This is a genomic window from Allomuricauda sp. M10, assembly GCF_020782875.1.
Classification (GTDB): domain Bacteria; phylum Bacteroidota; class Bacteroidia; order Flavobacteriales; family Flavobacteriaceae; genus Flagellimonas.
Map to the genome: position 1 here is coordinate 843,028 of NZ_JAJGBN010000001.1, position 22,386 is coordinate 865,413.

General features: G+C 42.8%; 19 protein-coding genes. 8 read left to right on the forward strand and 11 right to left on the reverse strand.

Annotated features, from left to right (window positions below):
• The first annotated feature begins 7 nt into the window (after positions 1–7).
• Together LKX84_RS03965 and fsa are read left to right on the forward strand one after the other, a co-directional pair.
• Positions 8–817 carry an SDR family oxidoreductase gene (locus LKX84_RS03965; protein ID WP_228235812.1) on the forward strand — a complete coding sequence of 270 codons (810 nt, stop codon included), beginning with the start codon at positions 8–10 and terminating at the stop codon, positions 815–817.
• 38 nt (positions 818–855) lie between these two features.
• On the forward strand, positions 856–1,512 hold the full coding sequence (gene fsa, locus LKX84_RS03970) for a fructose-6-phosphate aldolase (protein WP_228235813.1): 657 nt from the start codon (positions 856–858) through the stop codon (positions 1,510–1,512).
• 54 nt (positions 1,513–1,566) lie between these two features.
• Here fsa and LKX84_RS03975 read toward each other — a convergent pair whose 3' ends face one another.
• The gene (locus LKX84_RS03975) at positions 1,567–2,970 is read right to left on the reverse strand and encodes a TlpA family protein disulfide reductase (RefSeq protein WP_228235814.1); all 1,404 of its coding nucleotides are present in this window, start codon (positions 2,968–2,970) and stop codon (positions 1,567–1,569) included.
• A gap of 153 nt (positions 2,971–3,123) precedes the next feature.
• On the opposite strand from LKX84_RS03975, the gene LKX84_RS03980 reads away from it, so the two are divergent.
• Positions 3,124–4,752 (forward strand): ABC-F family ATP-binding cassette domain-containing protein, encoded by a 1,629-nt coding sequence (locus LKX84_RS03980; protein WP_228235815.1) that lies wholly within the window; start codon positions 3,124–3,126, stop codon positions 4,750–4,752.
• On the opposite strand, the gene LKX84_RS03985 is transcribed toward LKX84_RS03980, so the two are convergent.
• Positions 4,749–5,465 (reverse strand): hypothetical protein, encoded by a 717-nt coding sequence (locus LKX84_RS03985; protein WP_228235816.1) that lies wholly within the window; start codon positions 5,463–5,465, stop codon positions 4,749–4,751. The two genes, LKX84_RS03980 and LKX84_RS03985, sit on opposite strands and share 4 nt — an antisense overlap.
• Before the next feature lie 218 nt (positions 5,466–5,683).
• Here LKX84_RS03985 and LKX84_RS03990 point away from each other — a divergent pair, with 218 nt between their 5' ends.
• Entirely contained in the window at positions 5,684–6,214 is a 531-nt protein-coding gene (locus LKX84_RS03990; RefSeq protein ID WP_228235817.1) for a fasciclin domain-containing protein, read from the forward strand.
• On the opposite strand, the gene pheT is transcribed toward LKX84_RS03990, so the two are convergent.
• Positions 6,215–8,632: a phenylalanine--tRNA ligase subunit beta gene (gene pheT / locus LKX84_RS03995; protein WP_228235818.1), complete on the reverse strand. Its 2,418-nt coding sequence runs from the start codon at positions 8,630–8,632 to the stop codon at positions 6,215–6,217.
• A gap of 129 nt (positions 8,633–8,761) precedes the next feature.
• On the opposite strand from pheT, the gene LKX84_RS04000 reads away from it, so the two are divergent.
• Positions 8,762–10,003 (forward strand): peroxiredoxin family protein, encoded by a 1,242-nt coding sequence (locus LKX84_RS04000; protein ID WP_228235819.1) that lies wholly within the window; start codon positions 8,762–8,764, stop codon positions 10,001–10,003.
• On the opposite strand, the gene leuB is transcribed toward LKX84_RS04000, so the two are convergent.
• Positions 9,996–11,114: a 3-isopropylmalate dehydrogenase gene (gene leuB / locus LKX84_RS04005; RefSeq protein ID WP_228235820.1), complete on the reverse strand. Its 1,119-nt coding sequence runs from the start codon at positions 11,112–11,114 to the stop codon at positions 9,996–9,998. The genes LKX84_RS04000 and leuB overlap by 8 nt on opposite strands.
• 14 nt (positions 11,115–11,128) lie before the next feature.
• A complete protein-coding gene (locus tag LKX84_RS04010; protein ID WP_228235821.1) occupies positions 11,129–12,301 on the reverse strand; it encodes a 2-isopropylmalate synthase in 1,173 nt (390 codons plus the stop codon).
• 146 nt (positions 12,302–12,447) lie between these two features.
• On the opposite strand from LKX84_RS04010, the gene LKX84_RS04015 reads away from it, so the two are divergent.
• A complete protein-coding gene (locus LKX84_RS04015; RefSeq protein ID WP_228235822.1) occupies positions 12,448–13,992 on the forward strand; it encodes a hypothetical protein in 1,545 nt (514 codons plus the stop codon).
• On the opposite strand, the gene LKX84_RS04020 is transcribed toward LKX84_RS04015, so the two are convergent.
• From LKX84_RS04020 to panB, 3 genes are all read right to left on the reverse strand, one after another.
• Entirely contained in the window at positions 13,982–14,698 is a 717-nt protein-coding gene (locus LKX84_RS04020) for an RluA family pseudouridine synthase (protein WP_228235823.1), read from the reverse strand. The genes LKX84_RS04015 and LKX84_RS04020 overlap by 11 nt on opposite strands.
• Complete coding sequence (locus LKX84_RS04025; RefSeq protein ID WP_228235824.1) at positions 14,695–15,045, reverse strand: four helix bundle protein; 351 nt, start codon at positions 15,043–15,045, stop codon at positions 14,695–14,697. Before LKX84_RS04025 ends, LKX84_RS04020 begins: the two co-directional genes overlap by 4 nt.
• A gap of 81 nt (positions 15,046–15,126) precedes the next feature.
• Positions 15,127–15,945, reverse strand: a complete 819-nt coding sequence (panB, locus tag LKX84_RS04030; protein ID WP_228235825.1) for a 3-methyl-2-oxobutanoate hydroxymethyltransferase — start codon at positions 15,943–15,945, stop codon at positions 15,127–15,129.
• A 71-nt stretch (positions 15,946–16,016) separates the two neighbouring features.
• On the opposite strand from panB, the gene LKX84_RS04035 reads away from it, so the two are divergent.
• Entirely contained in the window at positions 16,017–16,496 is a 480-nt protein-coding gene (locus LKX84_RS04035; protein WP_228235826.1) for a nuclear transport factor 2 family protein, read from the forward strand.
• Here the strand turns inward: LKX84_RS04035 and LKX84_RS04040 are convergent.
• Complete coding sequence (locus tag LKX84_RS04040) at positions 16,493–17,917, reverse strand: L-serine ammonia-lyase (protein ID WP_228235827.1); 1,425 nt, start codon at positions 17,915–17,917, stop codon at positions 16,493–16,495. The two genes, LKX84_RS04035 and LKX84_RS04040, sit on opposite strands and share 4 nt — an antisense overlap.
• 229 nt (positions 17,918–18,146) lie before the next feature.
• Here LKX84_RS04040 and dnaK point away from each other — a divergent pair, with 229 nt between their 5' ends.
• Positions 18,147–20,063 (forward strand): molecular chaperone DnaK, encoded by a 1,917-nt coding sequence (gene dnaK / locus LKX84_RS04045; RefSeq protein ID WP_228235828.1) that lies wholly within the window; start codon positions 18,147–18,149, stop codon positions 20,061–20,063.
• Between the two features lie 73 nt (positions 20,064–20,136).
• Here the strand turns inward: dnaK and LKX84_RS04050 are convergent, their stop codons facing one another.
• The gene (locus tag LKX84_RS04050) at positions 20,137–20,781 is read right to left on the reverse strand and encodes a response regulator transcription factor (RefSeq protein ID WP_228235829.1); all 645 of its coding nucleotides are present in this window, start codon (positions 20,779–20,781) and stop codon (positions 20,137–20,139) included.
• Between the two features lie 688 nt (positions 20,782–21,469).
• The gene (locus tag LKX84_RS04055; protein ID WP_228235830.1) at positions 21,470–22,309 is read right to left on the reverse strand and encodes a TolB family protein; all 840 of its coding nucleotides are present in this window, start codon (positions 22,307–22,309) and stop codon (positions 21,470–21,472) included.
• Positions 22,310–22,386 lie beyond the last annotated feature (77 nt).

Below are 22,386 nucleotides of genomic sequence, written 5' to 3' on the forward strand. Positions count from 1 at the left end.
AGCAATCATGGAAAATAAAGTTGTACTGATCACAGGAGGTTCGTCCGGCATCGGAAAATCCATTGGAACCTTTTTATCAGCCAAGGGATGCAAAGTTTATGGTACTGCCCGTAATCCCCAAAACTACCCCGATTTTGATGCCTTTGAGCTGATCCAATTAGATGTAAAGGATGTTGATAGTGTTCAAAATGCCGTAAAGCAAGTTATTGCAAAAGCTGGCCGATTGGACGTGTTGATCAACAACGCAGGGGTGGGCATCACCGGTCCCATTGAAGAGACCCCTCATGAAGAAATCCTAAAAGTTTTTGATACCAATTTTCATGGACCCGTTCATATGATGAAGGCCGTTCTGCCACAAATGCGCAAGCAGGGTGGGGGAACCATCATCAACATTACTTCCATAGCTGGATACATGGGCTTGCCTTATCGTGGATTTTACTCTGCAACCAAAGGTGCTTTGGGATTGATTACCGAAGCGCTACGTATGGAAGTAAAGGATTTTGGAGTGACCGTCACCAATATTGCCCCTGGTGATTTTGCCACCAATATTGCCGCTGGTAGATATCATGCACCCGTTTTGGATGGTTCTGCCTATGAGGATAAATATGCCCAGACCATTAATGCCATCAATGATGATGTGGACAGTGCTGGGGACCCCATTCAAGTGGCCCAGGCAGTCTATAAGATTATGCAACAAGGCAAACCTAAGGTTCACAATCCTGTTGGGGCGTTCATGCAAAAGTTTTCCTTGAAACTAAAAAGCATTTTGCCCGATAAAGTATACGAAAAGCTATTGATCAACCATTATAAGTTGTAGTTTTATAACCCTTAAAAACAAATCATAAACAGTTACCGATGAAATTTTTTATTGATACCGCCAATCTTGACCAGATTAAGGAAGCCCAAGCTTTGGGCGTGCTTGATGGGGTGACCACCAATCCATCCCTAATGGCCAAGGAAGGCATTACAGGAAAGGACAATATTCTTAAACATTACGTGAACATTTGCAACATTGTGGAAGGCGATGTTTCCGCTGAAGTGGTCGCCACCGATTTGGAAGGTATGATCAGGGAAGGTGAAGAATTGGCCGATCTACACGAGCAGATTGTGGTTAAGATCCCGATGATCAAAGATGGGGTAAAGGCACTTAAATATTTTTCCGATAAAGGAATCCGAACCAATTGTACCCTGGTGTTCTCCGCAGGGCAGGCATTGTTGGCCGCCAAAGCTGGAGCAACCTATGTTTCTCCATTTTTGGGCAGGTTGGATGATATTTCCACCGATGGTCTTAATTTGATCTCTGAAATTCGTTTGATTTATGACAACTATGAATTTGAGACCCAAATTTTGGCGGCATCCATCCGTCACACCATGCACGTGATCGATTGTGCCAAGATTGGTGCCGATGTCATGACCGGACCGTTATCATCTATTGAAGGATTGTTGAAACACCCACTTACCGATATCGGTCTGCAGCAATTCCTTGCCGATTATAGAAAAGGAAATTCTTAAGTAATTAGGATAAAAATAAAATGAGAAGGCCCTGAATTTTCGGGGCTTTCTTATTTATAAGGATTTGTACAGGTCGGCAAAACCATCAATGACCACGGTGTCCTTGGCAATCACACACTTGTTGAGACCATCAATGATCATGGCCATTTGTATTTCTTTGAAGTTTTCCCCGTAATACTGTTTGGTCTTGTCCAAATGGTACTCATCCATCAACATTTTCCATTGCGAATAGCTGGTCCTAAGGTTGATGCCCACAAAATTATAGTGCGGGTATTTTTTTTCCAGTTCGGTGATGTGCTGGTTCACATTTTTGAAATGTTTCATTTGGGAAGCGGTCCAAAAATAAAATACGGTGTTCTTTTTATCGTTGGCCAATTCCTTGAGAGACACTTCATGGTCATCCGCATCCCTTAAAGCTAGATTGGGAAGGGTGGTATTGGGTTGGAGGTTTTTGATGCTTTTGTAGAGTAAGTCAATTTCTTCCTTGTGTTCTTCGTTGGAAGACAGTGATTGGAACTTATCGATGAACAAACGGCATTCCTCACTGGGATTGTGCTCCTTCAACAAATAGTCGATAGCGATGTTGCGGAACAGGATGTCGCGAAGATTGTTCTGCTTCACTATACTATCCACAAGGGTCAATTTGTGCTTATTGAAATGTAAACGATCACTGACCGGTTGCCCCTCCGTAGTGCAATTGTCAAGACAGGTCATGTAGGCCAAATTCCCAAAGTGCCACTTCATGTAATCAAAATAGGGCCTGAAATAAGTGAAGTCTTTATTGTCCAGATCAATGTTCTTCCTAAAATCGTAAAAATTGGCAGGAAGGTCATGAAAGGCTACCTCTCCAGTTTGTTTCTTATGGAAGAAAGGGTACTTTTCCTTGTTGATGTACAGATCATAATCAATGGAAGCCTTGGCCATGTCCAAAACACGTTCCGATAATTGGTTGTCGGCGGCAAATTGTTCCAAGTGCTCCAGTTTAAGGGCACGGAGGGAATCGATTTTGCGACTGAATTCATCCGGGTCCAACGGATAAAAATCCTGAACGGCATCATTATCTTTCTCATTGCTCAAGAACATTTCTATCAAGAAATTGTTGATTTCGCTCCCGGTTCCGGAATATACCAAGGATTCGTCAAACTCGACGGTATTCAAACGTGCCAACAGACTATCTCCCTGTTGTAGATACACGTATTGGAGCTCGGGCGCATGGTCAAAGTGATAAAGCCCTTCATCAATACTGTCCAAGTTGAAGGCAAATCTATTATTGTCGTCCAGTTTTACAGAATCCACATAAGAATCGTTGTGATAGAGCACCACATAGTCGCTTGTTGGGTTGACAATTTCGCCACCAAAAAAAACTGTTGATTGTTGTTCTGTTTTGTCAGAACAAGAGAATACGAATAGTAAGGTGAGGCCGAGTAAAAATTTTACCATATGCAGGGAACCTTCCATTAGGCTACCAAAAATAGCAATACAGGTGGGTCCACGTTGTTAATGGGTCGTTAAATGTTGTTAAGGTGCTCAATTCTGCCGTTCAATTAACGCTGATTATGTTAGAAATAAGGATTCGTTTTAGCTACTTTTGCACAAAAATTACATAGTTGCATGTTATCAGTATCCAATTTATCCGTACAGTTTGGCAAAAGAGTGTTGTTTGATGAAGTGAACGTCACCTTCACCCATGGCAACTGTTACGGGATCATTGGCGCCAACGGTGCTGGAAAATCCACTTTTCTAAAAATTCTTTCTGGACAGGTTGACCAGACCTCGGGCCATGTGCATTTGGAACCAGGAAAAAGGATGTCCATTTTGGAACAGAACCACAATGCCTATGATGAATTTACGGTATTGGAAACCGTGGTGATGGGGAACAAACCTTTGTTCAAGATCAAAAAGGAGATCGATGCGCTTTATGCAGACTATACGGATGAAAACGCAGAGAAGATAGGGGAACTACAGGTGCAGTTTGAAGAAATGAACGGCTGGAACGCCGATAGCGATGCTGCCGCCCTTTTGTCTAATTTGGGCATTACCGAAGACCTGCATTACACCACTATGGCCGATATGGATTCCAAATTGAAGGTGAGGGTACTTTTGGCCCAGGCCCTATTCGGAAATCCCGATGTTTTGGTGATGGATGAGCCTACCAACGACTTGGATTACGAGACCATCAACTGGTTGGAGAATTTCTTGGGCAACTATGAAAATACCGTGATCGTGGTATCTCACGACAGGCACTTTTTGGATGCCGTGTGTACCAGCATCGCAGATATCGATTTTGGAAAAATAAACCTGTTCTCAGGTAACTATACATTCTGGTACGAAAGTAGCCAATTGGCTGCTCGCCAGCGTGCCCAACAAAACAAGAAAGCCGAGGAAAAGGCCAAGGAACTTCAAGAGTTCATCATGCGTTTTAGCGCCAACGTGGCCAAGAGCAAACAAGCTACTTCGCGTAAAAAAATGTTGGACAAACTGAAGGTAGAAGATATAAAACCGTCTAGCCGAAGATACCCTGCCATCATTTTTGATAGGGAGCGCGAAGCTGGTGACCAAATCTTGAACATTGAAAAATTGTCCGCAACTTCTGATGATGGGGATTTACTCTTCCAAGATGTGAACATCAACTTGGCAAAAGGGGACAAGGTTGCTATCTTATCAAAAGACTCTAGGGCCACTACGGCTTTTTACGATATCATTTCTGGCAAAACGAAGGCAACCAGTGGCAGCTTCCAATGGGGAGTGACCACAACCCAATCCTATTTGCCGGCAGATAATTCCGATTTTTTCAAGGACAACATCAATTTGGTGGACTGGCTGCGTCAATGGGCCAAAACCGAAGAGGAGAGGGAAGAAGTCTACATTAGGGGATTCTTGGGTAAAATGCTTTTCAGTGGCGAAGAGGCCCTTAAAAAATGTACCGTGCTTTCCGGTGGTGAAAAAGTACGTTGCATGCTAAGCCGTATGATGATGCTCCGTGCCAATGTGTTGATGTTGGATGAACCTACCAACCACTTGGATCTCGAAAGTATTACGGCCTTCAACAACTCCTTGAAAAACTTTAAGGGAACCGTGCTGTTGACCACTCATGACCATGAGTTTGTGCACACTGTAGCCAACAGAATCATTGAACTTACGCCTAAAGGAACCATAGATCGCTACTTGACCTTTGATGATTATATGTCAGACAAGACCATCAGGGAGCAGCGTGATAAAATGTATGCCGTTACGGCCTAGGTATTAAAATACTTGCTGTTCCAAATGGCGGGGTTGAAATTTTTCCCCAAGGCAAATCCGTAAAAGATTACCACGGAGGCAATGCATTTGAACATAAAGAAGTAAATGATCCAGAATTCCGCTGTAGTGCTTTTTTTGGAAAAAAGACCTTCGGGCACCATCAAAGTCACCAAATAGCTGATCAACAGGACCAGAATTACCAAGTTACCAACGTTCTTGAAGGGCCAAACCATTAATTTACGCAAGGGATGTAGGTCGTTGCCCCATTTGTGTACCAAATAGAAATATTCGTTGCCGATAGGTGCAAAAAGCAGGGGGTCGTCCTTATCTTCCAACTTGAAGAGCTTGGAAGGCGCCATGATTTTGAACCCTTTGAGTTCCGTGTTATGGAGTTTTTCCAAATGTTTGATTTTTGAAATGGCTTCTTGTGGAATCTTTCCTTTAAAATAGGAGCTGTTCAAAAAGCGAAGCCTGTAGTCAATGCAAATTTCCTTGATTTGGTCAATGTGAAAGATCTTATCGGTCTCCAAAAGGTCAAAATCAAAATGATTGTGGTTGCCGTTGTTTTGGCTTCCCAATTGTTGTTGGATCCTTGCTTCCTTAAGGTTGTCTTGCTTTAAAATCTCACGTACTTCGGACAAGATTTGAGCTTCTCTTGGTTGGTTCTCCTTGGTTCTTTGGAGTTTACGGTGAATGTCTGTTTTCTGGAACATTTGGGTCGTTTTTCTTAGCAATTCTCTCAAAGTTAAGGAATTGAATTCTTGAATATGACATCCGTCATAAAATTCTAAATGTTAAGATATTGTTAAATGAGGCAAGCTATCGAATTTTCAAATTGGAATTCAGGAAATTGATGTATCTTATCGAAGTTTTTGGCATTTAATCGTATAATTATACTAAAAAAGTTGGTCCCAAATCCTTAAGAACACTGATGAAAACCCCCATTTCGAAAATCCTACTTGGCATGTGCATGGTCTTTTCTCTTTCGGGAATGGCCCAAACTGCTTCCAAAGACCTAAATTTCAGTACAGAAGAGACCAATAATCACAAGATTCTTTTGGCGGCCGTAAAAGCGACCCAATTAGAAGATTTGTTGGATAAATCTGGGCCCTTCACCATTTTTGCTCCTTCGGATGCCGCTTTTGAAAAATTTTCCAGTGAAAAAATTGCGCAACTCATCAATTCCAAGGACAAAAGCGAGCTGAAATCGTTGTTGACCTACCATATCGTAGCCGGACAGTTAACGGCTAGTCGTATTTTACGGGCAATGTGTAGGGGAAATGGTCAGGCAAGCTTCACCACTGTCCAAGGGAAAAAATTAATGGCCCATTTGGATGGTTACGATATTGTTCTGACCGACCCCATGGGGAATACAGCGCGCATCACCACAGCAGACCTCAATTTGAACAAGGACGACGTGGTTCATGAAATTGATAGTGTGATTCTACCTACGCAAATGTAATTAGCGAAGTTCCGCTCCCAATTCCTTTTGATACTGAGCTAATAGCTTGCCCATAATCTTGTCGATTTGCTTATCGGTAAGGGTCTTGTCCTCATCCAGCAAAGTGAAGCTCACTGCATAGGATTTTTTGCCTTCTGGAAGGTTTTTGCCCGTGTACACATCAAAGAGGTTTACCTTTTTCAAAAGCGATTTTTCAGTTTTCCATGCGATATCATACACCTTTTGGAAACTTACCGAATCATCCAGCAACAAGGCAAAGTCGCGGGTAACCTCTGGGAATTTTGGTATTTCCCTAAAAGTTACGTTTTGGGTGCTCACGGATTCCAAAATGGCATCCCAATTAAAATCCGCAAAGAAAACTTCTTGTTTCAAGTCGAATTTTTTAAGCTCTTTCTTGGATACCAACCCAAAAGAAGCCAAAGTGATATTGTTTTTCACCAAGCTCAATCCTTCGGATAAATGGTCAAGATGTTGTGGTTGTACCCCAAGGTCCTTTATGCCCAAGCGTTCAAAAATCGTTTCCACAATCCCTTTTATATAGAAGAAATCCGTGTTTTTTGAAGCAGTGGTCCAAGAGTCCTGTTTGCGCTCGCCGGAAACATAAAGGGCTAGATGCCTTTTTTCTTCATGTCCGTCAGCAGTTTTGCTGTAGGTCTTGCCAAACTCAAAAAGCTTAAGGTCGTTTTTTTGTCTGTTATGGTTGTATCCCACAGTTTGAAGACCTGAAGATAACATGGAAGTCCGCATCACAGAAAGGTCAGAGCTAAGGGGATTCAACATTTTTACGGCTAGGTTTTCATCTTCGGAAGATAGGGTGTCGACTGAAACCAAACTATTGGTCATGATTTCATAAAAACCTTTGGCGGCCAAAGTGTTTCCAACGATATCCTGGATCCTATGGTTTTCAAACCTAGAAGTTGTGGCAATGGATGCATTCAGTTTTTCCTTAAAATCGATATTGTTATAGCCATAGACCCTCAGGATTTCCTCGATAACATCCACCTCACGGGTAACATCCACTCGATAGGTAGGAATGGTCAAACCAAGTCCGGATTCCGTCACGTTGTTGATTCTTATTTCCAAAGAAGAAAGAATGGATTTGATGGTATCCCTCGGAATTTCCTGTCCAATAAGGTTATAAATCTTGTCGAAGGTCAAAAAGACCTGGCGATCCTGAGGCTTTTTGGGATAGAGATCTACAATTTCAGAAGAAATGTAACCTCCGGTAATTTCCCTGATTAACAGTGCTGCGCGCTTTAGGGCATATTCGGCCATGTTAATGTCGATACCTCTTTCAAAACGGAAGGAAGCATCCGTATTAAGGCCATGTCTTTTGGCTGTTTTTCGGATAGCGATTGGGTCAAAATAGGCACTTTCCAAAAATATGGAAGAAGTGTTCTCGGTAACCCCCGAGTTCAATCCACCGAAAACTCCGGCAATACACATGGGTTTTTCAGAATCACAGATCATCAAATCTTCGGCATGCAATTCCCTTTCCACCCCATCCAAGGTCTTGAATTTGGTACCGGCCGCCAAAGTTTTCACTTCAATTTTGTTGCCTTTTATTTTGGAAGCATCAAAAGCATGCAAAGGTTGCCCAAGATCGTGCAACACGTAGTTGGTGACATCCACCACATTGTTGATGGGTGATAGGCCAATGGCCTTCAATCGATTTTTTAACCAATCTGGGGAATCTTGAACAATGATATTACTGATGGTTACACCACAGTATCGTGGGGCTAAATGGCTATCCTTCACTTCCACATCGATTTTTAACGAACGATTATCAATGGAAAAGTTACTTGTGGAAGGGGTAACCAGTTCTTTTTGGATTTCCTTTTGCTCCAACCCGGCCTTTAGATCGCGTGCCACGCCAAAATGGCTCATGGCATCGGCCCGGTTAGGGGTAAGGCCTATTTCAAAAACCTCATCATCCACCACATCAAAAATCTTGGAACAAGGTGTACCGGGTTTCAATTCTTCGTTCAGGATCATTATGCCAGCGTGACTGCTGCCCAGACCAATTTCGTCTTCGGCACAGATCATTCCCTGGCTTTCTTCACCACGGATTTTACCTTTTTTAATCACCCATGCTTCCCCTTCTTTGGTATACAAGGTGGTACCAATGGTTGCCACGGGAACTTTTTGCCCAGCAGCAACGTTGGGAGCACCACAAACAATTTGCAAGGGGGTTTCTTGGCCAACATCTACAGTGGTCAATTTCAGTCGGTCTGCATTCGGGTGTTGTTCACAAGTAATCACGTGGCCTACCACAATGCCCTTTAAACTGCCCTTAACCGATTCGAATTTGGATATACCCTCAACTTCCAGACCTAAATCTGTTAAAAGTTCGCCTGTTTTTTGCGAGTCCCAATCAATATTCAAAAATTGCTTCAGCCAGTTGTAAGAAATCTTCATACCCCATTTTTAGAGTGGACAAATATAAAACAATAGGGGAACAGATTCAACGTAAATAATGGTCATATACCGTTTGGTTTGATATGTTGTCGACTGGATTTGCTACATTTAGGAAAAATCTTTCATTATATGAAATGGAAATGGTCCTTGTTAGTGATTGTTTTACTGGCGGTTACGTCTTGTAAAAAGGAAGCGAAAAAGGAATTGGCCCTTGGAGACTGGCGGGCTACCTTAGGTGTTTCTGAGGGGCAAGAATTGCCTTTTAATTTTACGCTTTCCAAGGACGAAGCAGGCAATTATCTCATGAAAATGTACAATGCTGAAGAGGAGGTGATTGTAGATGAATTTACCTTTAGCGGAGATTCCATCAACATAAGGATGCCCATTTTTGAGGGCCATATTTCTGGAACCTATACTGAAAATGAAATCAAAGGAGATTTTATTGAAGAAGGTAAAGAACGCACCGTGCCCTTTACCGCAACATTTGGCAAACGTGACCGATTTGAGATAAAACAAGATGCAAAGGTGAACATTTCCGGTATTTGGGAAGCTTATTTCAACGTGAATACGGACAATGAGTACCCAGCCAAGGGCATTTTTATGCAGAATGGGAACAAAGTGAAAGGCACTTTCCGCACTAAAACCGGGGATTACCGCTATCTGGATGGGGTGTTGTCCGGGGACAGTCTCAAACTTTCTGCTTTTGATGGATCACATGTGTTTTTGTTCTTGGCTCAGGTGACCGATAGTACCCTGGATGGTAAATTTTATTCTGGCAGACATAGCGTTCAGGAGTTTTTGGGCGCACGAAATGAAGCCTTTGAACTACCCGACTCCGATAGTCTTACTTATTTGAGGGATGGATATGAAAAACTGGATTTCTCTTTCCCCGATGAAACAGGAAAAATGGTGAACCTTTCCGACCCTATTTTTAAAGACAAACCCGTGTTGGTTCAGATTATGGGTACTTGGTGTACGAATTGTTTGGACGAGACCCGGTTCTATGTCGATTTCTTGGAGAAAAATCCTGAATTGGATGTTCAGTTTGTTGGTTTGGCCTTTGAATATGCCAAAACGGAGGAGAAGGCATTTGAAGGCATCAAACGGCTAAAAGAGCGTGAAGATGTTCCTTATCCCATTTTATTGGCGCAATATGGTACCTCCAACAAACAAATGGCGAACGAAAAATTGCCTATGCTCAATCATATATTGTCCTATCCTACAACAATTTACATTGACAAGGACGGACAGGTTTCTAAAATACACACCGGGTTCAACGGACCTGCTACAGGTGAAAAATTTGAGCAATTCAAACAACAGTTCGATGAAACGCTACAGTCGTTGACAGGTGAAAAGGTAGTTGCTAAATAATAGTGGATTTCCCTAGATCAATGTTTTCATCGTTCATCTTGAAATTGTCCTCAATATCCACAATGTTGTGAGCGATAAAATCTCCCACTTGGTTGGTACCATATTGACTTTTGGATTTCAGGTCGACAGTAACAATGCCTTTTTTTAAGGACTTGTCCACTGCTTTTTTCACGGCCCAAGCCTCTTCATCTAGTCCAAAATGTTCCAACAGCATAGCTGCAGATAGGATGGAAGCAATGGGGTTGGCAATATTTTTGTCCTTGGCTTGTGGATAAGATCCATGAATGGGCTCAAAAAGGGCATTTTCGTCCCCAATGGAGGCGGAAGCCAACAATCCGATGGATCCACTGATCACACTTCCTTCATCAGATAGGATGTCACCGAACATATTTTCAGTTAAGATCACATCAAATTGGGTCGGGTTCAGAATGATCTGCATGGCAGCATTGTCCACAAACATATAATCCAAGGCCACTTCAGGATAGCTTTCACCGATTCGAGTAACCACTTTTCTCCATAACCTGGAAGATTCTAACACGTTGGCTTTATCAACTAGGGTCAGTTTCTTTTTTCGGGCCTTGGCAGCCTTAAAGGCCAAATGGGCAATACGACTGATCTCTTCCTCGGAATATTCACAAAGGTCGGAGGCAACAGTTCCTGCGTTGTTCAATTTTTTCTCACCAAAATAGATGCCGCCGGTCAATTCCCTAAAGATCACAAAATCCGTCCCTGCGATAATTTCCTTTTTTAACGGGGATTTGTTTAACAGGGTAGGGTGTGAAATTACAGGTCTGATATTGGCATACAGCCCAAGTGCTTTGCGTAATTGCAGCAAACCTTGTTCCGGTCTAATCTTCGCATCTGGATTGTTGTCATATTTAGGGTCACCGATTGCACCGAACAATACCGCATCCGCTTCTTGGCAGAGACTTAATGTTTCCTCAGGAAGGGGAGTGCCTTTTTTTTCAATGGCTATGGCCCCAACAGGAGCTTCCTTAAAAGTAATGGTATGGTTAAAGGTTTCTTCTACCGCTTGCAAACATTTTACCGCCTGGGCCAAAACCTCGGGTCCAATACCATCACCAGGAAGTAAAGCAATGTTAAGGTGCATAGAAAGACCTTTGTTTAAGCAAGATTTTGAATACCGATGTTGCTGGTTTCCACAATTTCATGGATATCGTTGTCCACGATTTCCTTTTTGCGGTCCGCATATTTCAGGAAGTTCTCGTAAACCACGTCCAATTGCAATTTGGTGAGTTCGTAACCTACTTTTTTGGCTCGATAGGCCAAAGCGGCACGTCCACTTCTAGCGGTCAACACAATGGATGATTCACTTACACCAACATCTTTTGGGTCGATGATTTCATAGGTTTCCCTTTGTTTGATGACCCCATCTTGATGGATTCCAGAACTGTGCGCAAATGCGTTGGACCCCACAATGGCCTTGTTGGGTTGAACGGGCATTCCCATTTTTTGGGAAACCATTTGGCTGGTATCCCACAACAGTTTACTGTTGATGTTGGTATCTAGGTTCAAATACGGATGTTGTCTCAGGATCATCACCACTTCTTCAAGCGAAGTGTTTCCGGCACGTTCACCGATACCGTTGATGGTACATTCAATTTGGCGCGCTCCGTTGATAACCCCTGCAATAGAATTCGCAGTGGCAAGTCCAAGATCGTTATGGCAGTGGCAAGACAGGATGGCCTTATCGATGCCCGTAACGTTTTCCTTCAAATATTTCATTTTGGCTCCGTACTCTTCTGGCAAACAATAGCCAGTGGTGTCGGGAATGTTCAAAACAGTGGCACCGGCTTTGATAACGGCTTCGCAGACCCTGGCCAAATACTCGTTGTCCGTACGACCAGCGTCCTCTGCGTAAAATTCCACGTCTTCCACAAAGGTTTTGGCGTAGGCCACGGCTTCCACAGCTCTTTCAATAATCTGCTCGCGGGTGGAGTTGAACTTAAATTTGATGTGGGAATCAGAAGTTCCGATTCCGGTATGTATTCTTGGTCTTTTTGCAATTTTGATGGCCTCGGCGGCCACTTCGATATCTTTTTTAACGGCACGTGTCAATCCGCAGACCGTGGCATTCTTCACCAATTTGGCAATTTCCTGTACAGAATTGAAGTCGCCAGGGGAGGAAATAGGGAAACCGGCTTCGATCACATCCACACCCAGTTGATCCAACCGTTCGGCAATCACCAATTTTTGTTCCGTGTCCAATTTGCACCCCGGAACTTGTTCTCCATCTCTTAGCGTTGTATCAAAAATTTGTACCTTATCTTTACCCATTATTCCAATCTGTTTTTTCTAGGATATACGAAAATAGAGAAGGTAGGGCTAAAATGAAAGGTAGGCTAAGTTTCGTTACAACGTTAAATTACATACTGAGTAATTTAAATTACTGAAATACAATATTTTAAATTGATTTTTTTACGATGACAAATGCCCATAAGGACGCGTTGTTTGTGTTGATAAAATCGCTTTCCAAATCGGAAAAGCGCCAATTTAAACTGTATGTTGGCCGCTTGGGGGTCAATACGGATGCGAAGTTTTTGGCGCTGTTTAACCTGTTGGACAAGATGCGAAAGTATGATGAGCATCAAATTTTGGAAAGTGGCATTGTCACAAAAGCGCAGCTTTCCAACTTGAAGGCCCACCTCTATAAACAAATTTTGGTCAGTTTACGGTTGAATCCGGTGAATCAAAATGTACGGATACAGATCCGTGAGCAATTGGATTTTGCCACTATCCTTTATCAAAAAGGGCTCTACAAGCAAAGCTTGAAAATATTGGACAAGGCCAAAAGTTTCGCTATTGAAAATGAGGAAAAGAATGTGGCCTATGAAATTGTGGAGTTGGAAAAGGTAATCGAGACCCAGTACATCACCCGAAGTATCCCGGATCGTGCGGATGAATTGGCCGTACAGGCCAAGGAACTCAGTGCCCACAATGTCATGACCAGCAAATTATCCAACCTTTCGCTTCAATTGTATAGTATGATGTTGAAGGTAGGTTATGTACGAAGTGATGAGGACCTTAATACAGTTAAGACCTATTTTGAGACGCATTTGCCCAACTATGATTTGGAAAGTCTAGGTTTTAGGGAAAAACTGTGGTTGTATAAGGCCTACCTCTGGTACAGCTTGTTGACCCAGGACTTTTTGTCAGCCTACAAATATGCCAGTAAATGGGTTGATCTTTTCAATGACAACCCAGGCATGATTCCATTAAACCCTGTGTTTTACTTGAAAGGCAACCACTATCTGTTGGAATCGCTCTTTTTTGTGAAGTACGCTTCCCAGTTTAGGGAAACTTTGGAACGATTGGAAGAGCAGGTGGAAGATCCCAATTTTCCGCAGAACGACAATATTGCTTCCTTGGCTTTTTTGTACATCAACACCAATAAATTGAACCTTCACTTTTTGGAAGGCACCTTTGAAAAGGGTATCTACTTGGTGAACATCATCGAGTACGGCATCAAAAAACACAAGGAAAGGATAGATGAGCACCACATTATGTTGCTTTATTACAAGATTGCTTGTTTGTATTTCGGTCATGGGGACAATAAAAACTGCATCGTTTATCTCAAAAAAATCATATCCAACAAGAACCTCAAAATGCGGGAGGATCTAATGTGCTTTGCACGGGTGCTGAGTTTGGTGGCCCACTACGAAGCCGGAATGGACTATCATTTGGAAGTGCAACTTAAAAGCACGTACAAGTTCTTGTTGAAAATGAACGACTTACATGCTGTTCAAAAGGAGATGATCAAATTCTTGAGGAACCTTGGGGAAATCTATCCAACGGATCTTAAGAACGAGTTCCAAAAGTTGTATAACGAACTGAAGAAATACGAAAATCACCCTTATGAAAAGCGGGCATTCCTGTATTTGGACATCCTTTCATGGCTGGAAAGTCACTTGGAGAACAAGCCTGTCGGACAAATCATACGCGAAAAGGCATTGGCCCTTACCCGTTAATACAAGCATCCCAAACAGGGTCTTTTGGAGGCGGTGCCACAAAGGTGATGGATTCTTTTGTCACGGGATGTTCCAATTCCAAACTTCGGGCGTGTAGATGTATGCCTCCGTCAGCGTTGCTTCGGTCTGCTCCGTATTTCAAATCTCCCTTGATCCAGCAGCCCATAGTGGCCAATTGCGCCCTAATTTGATGATGGCGTCCTGTTTTTAGGTCGATTTCCAACAAATAATAACTATCCAGTTTTTTGATCAGGCGATAATCCAGAACAGCCTTTTTACTGTCAGGAACTTCCTTGGAATGCGCATAGGATTTGTTTTGCTTGGGATTGCGGACCATCCAATGGGTGAGGGTAGCACTATCTTGTTCAGGTGGATTTTTAACCACGGCCCAATACGTTTTTTTTGTCTTTCCTTCGGAGAATAATTTGTTCAATCTGGGAAGTGCCTTGGAAGTTTTTGCAAAAACCACCAAACCGGAAGTAGGCCGATCCAACCGATGGACCACGCCCAGATACACATTGCCGGGTTTGTTATATTTTTCTTTGAGATATTCCTTGACCACATCGCTCAAAGGGGAATCGCCAGTTTTGTCACCTTGTACAATATCCCCAACACGTTTATTGATCACAATAAGGTGATTGTCCTCAAAAAGGACCTGGAGATTGGATTTATTGGATCGTTGGATTTCAGGATTATTGGATTTCACTTTAAGGTTGATTTAAACTTTGAAGTCATTTTAATGATTCCATTGAGTTTTTGGACAAGTTCTTGTGTTTGCTGGTTTGTAAGAAATCCCAAGTCGTTTGATATGAGGAGTTGGGTTTCTAATTCATACATGGATCCGATGGCAATTTCCAAAAAATGAGACAATTCTTTATTTGAACTTCTGGAACATCCTTCTGCAATGTTGGATGGAACCGATACTGAAGCCCTTCTCAATTGATTTGTAATGCCGAATTTTTCAGTTTCAGGAAAATTGTTGCTGACTTGATAAATGTCCGAGCAAAATGTTTTGCTCAGCTTCCATATTTCCAATTCCTTAAATCGATGCATATTGGCTGTTTCATGGAGGCTGAAATAATAATGTTCTTTTTTTAATATTCCGATAATCTAACTATCCAATTGTCCAACAGTCTAGTATGATTCTTCCTCGTTGGGAAAGTCCTTGCTTTTTACATCTTCCACGTATTGGGAAATGGCATTGCTCATCTCATCATAAAGATTCAGATAACGTCTCAGGAACCTTGGGTGGAATTCATGGGTCATGCCCAACATATCGTGTACCACCAAAACCTGACCATCAACACCGCCTCCAGCACCTATTCCGATTACAGGAATGGAAACACTTTCCGTAACCTTTTTGGCCAATTTGGCAGGAATTTTTTCAAGGACGATGGCGAAACAGCCCAATTCCTCTAGCAATTTGGCATCTTCCATCAATTTATCCGCTTCTTCTTCTTCCTTGGCCCTAACAGTGTAGGTCCCGAATTTATAAATGGATTGTGGCGTAAGTCCCAAATGTCCCATAACGGGGATGCCCGCTTCCAATATCCTACTGATGGAAACCTTGATTTCCGAACCGCCCTCCACCTTTACGGCATGGGCACCACTTTCCTTCATGATCCGAATAGCGGAGCGCAGTGCTTCCTTGGAATCCCCTTGATAACTACCAAAAGGAATATCTACGACCACCAAGGCCCTTTTGGTGGCACGAACCACTGAAGAGGCATGGTAGATCATTTGATCCAGGGTTATGGGCAAGGTGGTCTCATGACCGGCCATTACATTACTGGCCGAATCACCCACCAAAATGGCGTCTACATTGGCAGCATCCACAATTTTGGCCATGGAATAGTCGTAGGAAGTCAACATGGAGATTTTCTCCCCAGTTTGTTTCATTTCCACCAACGACTTAACGGTTATCCTTTTGTATTCTTTTTTCGCAACAGACATTGTCCTCGTTATTTATCAGCTAAATGTAAGCAGATTTGTTTAATTTGGACTTCAATCAAAAAACTAAAGAAATGAAAAATATACTTAGCGCACTGATACTCTTTCTTTTAGCTGTAACGGTAAATGCGCAGGGGCCAAGCCCTTCCGAAGAAGAAACCAAGCAAAAGATTCAAGGCGTTATCGAGACCTTTTTTGATGGATTCCATAAACAGGATTCCACTATCATTAAATCAACCGTTGCAGATAATGTAGTCCTGCAGACAACGGCTAAGAATCCTCAAGGAAAAACCTTGTTCAAGATTGAGGAGTTCTCCAAATTCCTGAAATCTATTGTTTCCATTCCGGATAGTGTAAAGTTCGAGGAGAAGTTGACTTCCTTTTCCATTCAAATAGACCGTACCATGGCCAATGCCTGGGTGGGATACGAATTTTGGCTGAACGATACCTTTAGCCACTGTGGAATCGATTCCTTTCAATTGGTGGATTTTGATGGGGAATGGAAAATCGTTTATTTGATAGACACTCGTGGAAAAGAGGGTTGTTTGGATTAACAATCACTCAAAAATACCCCCACGGCAAGACCTCCTTCGGAGGTTTCCTTGTATTTGGAACTCATGTCCTTGGCTGTTTCCCACATGGTGTTCACCACTTTATCCAGCGGCACCTTGGCATCTTTTGGGTCGGTATCCAAAGCCAATTCCGCTGCGTTTATCGCTTTAATGGCACCCATGGCATTACGTTCAATGCATGGCACCTGTACCAAGCCACCAATAGGGTCACAGGTAAGGCCGAGGTGGTGTTCCATGGCAATTTCGGCGGCCATAAGCACCTGTTCCGGTGAACCACCCATTAGTTCTGTCAACCCAGCGGCGGCCATAGCGGATGACACCCCAATTTCCGCTTGACAACCACCCATGGCAGCAGATATGGTAGCCCCTTTTTTGAAAATGCTCCCTACTTCACTGGCGACCAGAAGAAACTGTCTTACATCATCAAAATTGGCATCGTGGTTTTCAATGACCATATAGTACATCAGCACAGCAGGGATAACACCGGCACTTCCATTGGTCGGGGCCGTGACCACTCTGCCCAGTGAGGCATTTACCTCGTTGACACTCAAGGCAAAACAACTGACCCATTTAATGATCTGGCGGAATTTCACCTCCGTATCACGAATACCTTCCAGCCATTCTTGTGGATTGGAGTAGGGGACCGTTCCCTTCAGTTTTTGATGCATGTCAAAAGCCCGGCGCTTTACATTGAGTCCGCCAGGGAGCGTACCTTCGGTATGGCAGCCCACATACATGCACTCCAGCATGGTATTCCAGATATTTTGCAACCCTTCATCAATTTCCTGGGCTGTTCGCAAGGAAAGTTCGTTTTCCATCACAATTTCTGAAATGGACTTCTGTTCCGCCTCACAATAATGCAGCAATTCGTTTCCTGTTTGAATGGGATAAGGAAAGGTTTTGAACGTCTCCTTGTTTTCTTTGGAATGGAGGAGTTCTTCCTTCACCACAAATCCCCCACCAATGGAATAATATGTCTCTTCAGTAAACTTGCCATTGGATAATTGGGCTGTAAAACGGATGCCATTGGCATGAAAGGGCAAAAACTCCTTTTTAAAAGTAATATCCTGTGAATAATTGAATGGAATTTCCAATTTCCCACCAAAAAGTATCTTTCCCTGTTCCTTAATCCTGTCAATACTTCCTGTAATACTGTCAATTGGGACGGTTACAGGATCGGCTCCCAAAAGTCCCATGGCTACGGCAACATCGGTGGCATGTCCCTTACCTGTTAGTGAGAGTGAGCCATAAAGTGCTACGGAAATGGATTGTACCTGTTCAAAAACACCTTCGTCCTCCAGCTCGCTTATCCAGCGCTCGGCGGCACGCCACGGGCCTAACGTGTGGGAACTGGAAGGGCCGACCCCAATCTTGAGCATATCAAAAACACTGATACATTCCATCCGTATAATTTAGATTTTCAAATATAGCATCTTGATCCCTAATAATTGAGAATTTCCAATTTGGGATGACATCATTTTGGTTTTTGTTCAAGCAGATGCCCATTTGCCGGACTTTCAAAAAAATATTCGCAATTAGCTGACACCTTGTCAGATTATTGTCCATGGCATGATCATTGACATTTCATGTCCGAAGACAAAAAGAATTTTAAACAGATATAACTTAGATACAATGAGCAAAATTATAGGTATAGACTTGGGTACGACCAACTCCTGTGTCTCTGTAATGGAGGGTAACGAACCAGTGGTGATTCCAAATGCCGAAGGTAAACGTACAACCCCATCCATGATTGCCTTTGTTGAAGGCGGGGAGATCAAAGTTGGAGACCCAGCTAAAAGACAAGCGGTAACCAATCCACACAAAACGATTTATTCCATTAAACGATTCATGGGGAACAAGTTTTCCGAATCGCAAAAGGAAGCGGAAAGGGTTCCTTATAAAGTGGTAAAGGGCGACAACGATACCCCAAGGGTGGATATCGACGGTCGTTTGTACACACCACAAGAACTATCGGCCATGATCCTTCAAAAAATGAAGAAAACAGCCGAGGACTACTTGGGACAAGATGTAACCAGGGCGGTAATCACGGTGCCTGCTTACTTTAACGATTCCCAAAGACAGGCTACCAAGGAGGCTGGTGAAATTGCCGGACTTACCGTGGAGCGAATCATCAACGAGCCAACCGCTGCATCTTTGGCTTACGGTCTTGACAAAAAAGATACGGACCAAAAGATTGTGGTATTCGACTTTGGTGGTGGTACGCATGACGTTTCCATCCTAGAGTTGGGTGATGGTGTATTCGAGGTTTTGGCCACAGATGGTGACACCCACTTGGGAGGTGATGACGTGGACCAAAAAATCATCGATTGGTTGGCCGAAGAGTTTAAGAAAGACGAGGACATGGACCTTAGAAAGGATGCCATGGCCCTTCAACGTTTGAGAGAAGCCGCTGAAAAAGCGAAAATCGAGTTGTCATCATCTGCACAGACGGAGATTAACTTGCCATACGTAACGGCTACGGCAACCGGTCCTAAACACTTGGTGAGAACCTTGACCAGGGCCAAATTTGAGCAGTTGATCGAGGATTTGGTTAAAAGGACCATTGCTCCTTGTGAAACGGCTTTGAAGTCTGCCGGACTTTCTAAAAGTGATATTGACGAAATTATCTTGGTAGGTGGTTCTACCCGTATTCCTGCAGTTCAGGAAGCAGTTGAGAAATTCTTCGGCAAAAAACCATCTAAAGGGGTTAACCCTGATGAGGTGGTGGCCGTGGGTGCCGCAATCCAAGGTGGTGTATTGACCGGAGATGTGAAGGATGTATTGTTGTTGGATGTTACCCCACTTTCCTTGGGTATCGAGACCATGGGTGGTGTATTGACCAAATTGATCGAGTCCAACACGACCATCCCGACCAAAAAATCCCAGGTGTTCTCTACTGCTGCGGACAATCAACCATCGGTTGAGATCCACGTGTTGCAAGGGGAAAGACCTATGGCAGCGGATAACAAGACCATCGGTAGGTTCCACTTGGATGGAATTCCACCAGCGCCAAGAGGTACTCCTCAAATCGAAGTAACTTTTGATATCGATGCAAACGGTATCATCAAGGTTTCGGCTACGGACAAAGCCACTAACAAAACACAGGATATCCGTATTGAGGCATCTTCTGGATTGACTGATGAAGAAATCAAAAAGATGAAAGCCGAAGCCGAGGCCAATGCCGAAGCAGATAAAAAAGCCAAGGATACTGCCGATAAGTTGAACGAGGCCGATGGAATGATCTTCCAGACCGAAAAGCAGTTGAAGGAGTTTGGGGATAAATTGTCCGCAGACAAGAAAAAGCCAATTGAAGATGCTTTGGAAGAATTGAAAAAGGCTTATGAAAGCAAGGATGTGGCAGTAATTGAACCTGCTTTGAACAAAATCAACGAAGCTTGGAAAGTAGCTTCCGAGGAAATGTACAAAGCCCAGGCCGATGCCGCACAGGCCAACGGAGCCGATACTTCTGCTGGTGCTGATAGCGCCGCAGGTGGTTCAAAAGCCGAAGGTGACAATGTAGAAGATGTGGATTTCGAAGAAGTGAAATAATCCATATTTAGTATAATCAACAACAAAAAACCCTGACGCGAGTCAGGGTTTTTTCATTGGAGTTAATTAGTCATCAAGCCGCATTCAATTGCCGTATTTCCATTTCCTTCAACTTTTTTAAAGCCTCGGATTTGGAGTTCACGTTCAGTTTTACATAAATGTTCTGAATGTGGAAATTCACCGCACTGGCCGAAACACAGAGTTTATCCGCGATCATTTTGTAGGTAAAGCCTTGGGTGAACAGTTCAATGATCTCATTTTCCTTTCGTGAAAAAGAGTCGTAACCCTTCGTTTGGAACGAACTGATGATTTTTTTGGCCACATCCAGTTCCAAGGCCACACCATGTTGACCCAAAGCATCCAATGCGCTGAACAATCTTTCCTTGGTCAAAGGTTTGATCAGGAATCCGTTGGCTCCCTTCCGGAAAGCTTCCTTGATAAGCTTGAAATCGTTCTTTTGACTCATCATCAGTACTTTAAGGTCTTCATTCTTTTTGTAAAAATAGTCGAGACCATCAATACCTGAAATGCCGTTCAACTGGGCCTCGCAAAGGATAACGTCGGGAGTGCAACGTCCAAAATTGGACAACAGTTCGTGTACCGATTTGTAAACACCGTGCAGTTCGTAGGTTGCTTCATCATTAAAATAAAGTCGGTAAATGGGATCGAGTGCCTCATCATTATCGATGATGGCAATTTTTAATGTGTTAGTTTTCATGATAAGAAAGATTTGGGGGATGAATTCTTTTACATTATTAAAATTTAAAAGGTTAGCATTGGGCAAAACATGCCCATTCCACGGCTTTGGAAGGTTAAGTTTGGACAAAACCAATAGATTGCAAAGTGCTGATTAACAACAAAATACAAAAATTGAATTACCAAGGCTTAACCAAGTAAAACCAGGTACGATCCCAAAGGGATCTAATCAAAAATTGGGTGTAGTTGAGGTGTAGGTTTACCTCTTTGGAAAGCTATTCCAAATGGGACTTTGGAACGCCTTTTTTCCGAGTGTTGTAACTTTTTTTCATGACTAATAGATTTGGGATTGTATTATTTCATGAGTCAAATTAGAATTTTTTCCTCTATTATGGAATTTTTTGTAGTGTTTTTCGTTCAACTGCACTTTTGGAATATCGGTATAACGTGCATTTTATCCGATAAGTTACACATAACTTATTGATATGTAATGGTGTAAATAAAAAAATAGGGTGCCGTCCCATCAGCACCCTATTCTTAGTAAAATCGGTCAGATTGAAATAATACAACCCGCGTTCTATGATAGACTTTCAGTTCCCCCTGTCTTTCTTATCATGGTCATGAGTGTTTCGATACTCGGCTATGTGAAACAGCACCATTTTGACACTTCAGGTAGTTGACCGATTCCGTGTATTCCTATTATTTTATTCTTATTGGTCTTCGTAAGAGTTGGCCACATAATTGGAACCAGCGTTCAATACTGTTTGAAGACCTGCATCGCTATCCGCAACGTCGTTGTAATCAGCTTGCTTATTGGAACGTCCGTATGCTACGGTGTATTGTGATATAGTGTTATTAAATCCACGGTTAGACACTACGAATCCCATTTTCTTTTCAGGGCTCAATTGAATGGCGTACTCATCGCTTTTGCCATTAATGTGGCTTCCAAGGTTTACGGAAGTAGTTAATGTATTCTGAACCACTTGGGTGGCATACAGGTCAAGTCCACCGAATCCTTCCCTTCCTTCTGATGCAAAGAACAACAGGGTTCCATTATAGATGCTTGGATATAGCTCATCTTCTTTGGTATTTACCTTGGGACCTAAGTTTTTGGAGACACCTAAGCTTCCATCGGCTTTGATATCGGCAACATAAATGTCATATTTACCATAGCTGCCTTTCATGTTGGAAGCAAAGAACAATCTTTTTCCATCTTCGGAAACAGTAGGGTGTTTGGCTGAGTAATGCTCAGGACAAACGGCCATCTTGGTAATATTGGTCCATTCACCGTTGACTAATTTGGCACGGTAAATTTCATGGATCAATTCTTTTTTGGAGAAAACCCCATAAAGTGGTTTTTGGTAAGTGGCTTTGCTGAAGTAGGCAGTTTGGCCATCTTTGGTTATCGACATGGATGGAACGTATCCTTCTTCTGCGGATACCCCACCTTCGATGGTATAGAGCATTTCTTTTGCCATTTGGCCAAAAGTGTTTTGGCTTGCAAAAACTGTAACTGAAACTAGTAGGCTGTAAAAGATTGAACGTGTCATGGTGTACTGATTTGGGGGTTAATACATGACAAAGATCAAAAAGATTTTAAGGGAATACTTATGAATTTTTCATAGGT

Excerpts from the sequence above, each read along its gene's own strand:
- leuB (WP_228235820.1), bottom strand. The coding sequence starts at position 11,114 with ATGCACCTTAACATTGCTTTACTTCCTGGTGATGGTATTGGACCCGAG.
- pheT (WP_228235818.1), bottom strand. The coding sequence starts at position 8,632 with ATGAAGATTTCTTACAACTGGCTGAAGCAATTTTTGAATATTGATTGG.
- LKX84_RS03990 (WP_228235817.1), top strand. The coding sequence starts at position 5,684 with ATGAAAACCCCCATTTCGAAAATCCTACTTGGCATGTGCATGGTCTTT.
- LKX84_RS03965 (WP_228235812.1), top strand. The coding sequence starts at position 8 with ATGGAAAATAAAGTTGTACTGATCACAGGAGGTTCGTCCGGCATCGGA.
- LKX84_RS04015 (WP_228235822.1), top strand. The coding sequence starts at position 12,448 with ATGACAAATGCCCATAAGGACGCGTTGTTTGTGTTGATAAAATCGCTT.
- fsa (WP_228235813.1), top strand. The coding sequence starts at position 856 with ATGAAATTTTTTATTGATACCGCCAATCTTGACCAGATTAAGGAAGCC.
- LKX84_RS04000 (WP_228235819.1), top strand. The coding sequence starts at position 8,762 with ATGAAATGGAAATGGTCCTTGTTAGTGATTGTTTTACTGGCGGTTACG.
- LKX84_RS03980 (WP_228235815.1), top strand. The coding sequence starts at position 3,124 with ATGTTATCAGTATCCAATTTATCCGTACAGTTTGGCAAAAGAGTGTTG.
- LKX84_RS04055 (WP_228235830.1), bottom strand. The coding sequence starts at position 22,309 with ATGACACGTTCAATCTTTTACAGCCTACTAGTTTCAGTTACAGTTTTT.
- panB (WP_228235825.1), bottom strand. The coding sequence starts at position 15,945 with ATGTCTGTTGCGAAAAAAGAATACAAAAGGATAACCGTTAAGTCGTTG.
- LKX84_RS03985 (WP_228235816.1), bottom strand. The coding sequence starts at position 5,465 with ATGTTCCAGAAAACAGACATTCACCGTAAACTCCAAAGAACCAAGGAG.
- LKX84_RS04050 (WP_228235829.1), bottom strand. The coding sequence starts at position 20,781 with ATGAAAACTAACACATTAAAAATTGCCATCATCGATAATGATGAGGCA.
- LKX84_RS04040 (WP_228235827.1), bottom strand. The coding sequence starts at position 17,917 with ATGGAATGTATCAGTGTTTTTGATATGCTCAAGATTGGGGTCGGCCCT.
- LKX84_RS04010 (WP_228235821.1), bottom strand. The coding sequence starts at position 12,301 with ATGGGTAAAGATAAGGTACAAATTTTTGATACAACGCTAAGAGATGGA.
- dnaK (WP_228235828.1), top strand. The coding sequence starts at position 18,147 with ATGAGCAAAATTATAGGTATAGACTTGGGTACGACCAACTCCTGTGTC.
- LKX84_RS03975 (WP_228235814.1), bottom strand. The coding sequence starts at position 2,970 with ATGGAAGGTTCCCTGCATATGGTAAAATTTTTACTCGGCCTCACCTTA.
- LKX84_RS04035 (WP_228235826.1), top strand. The coding sequence starts at position 16,017 with ATGAAAAATATACTTAGCGCACTGATACTCTTTCTTTTAGCTGTAACG.
- LKX84_RS04025 (WP_228235824.1), bottom strand. The coding sequence starts at position 15,045 with ATGCATCGATTTAAGGAATTGGAAATATGGAAGCTGAGCAAAACATTT.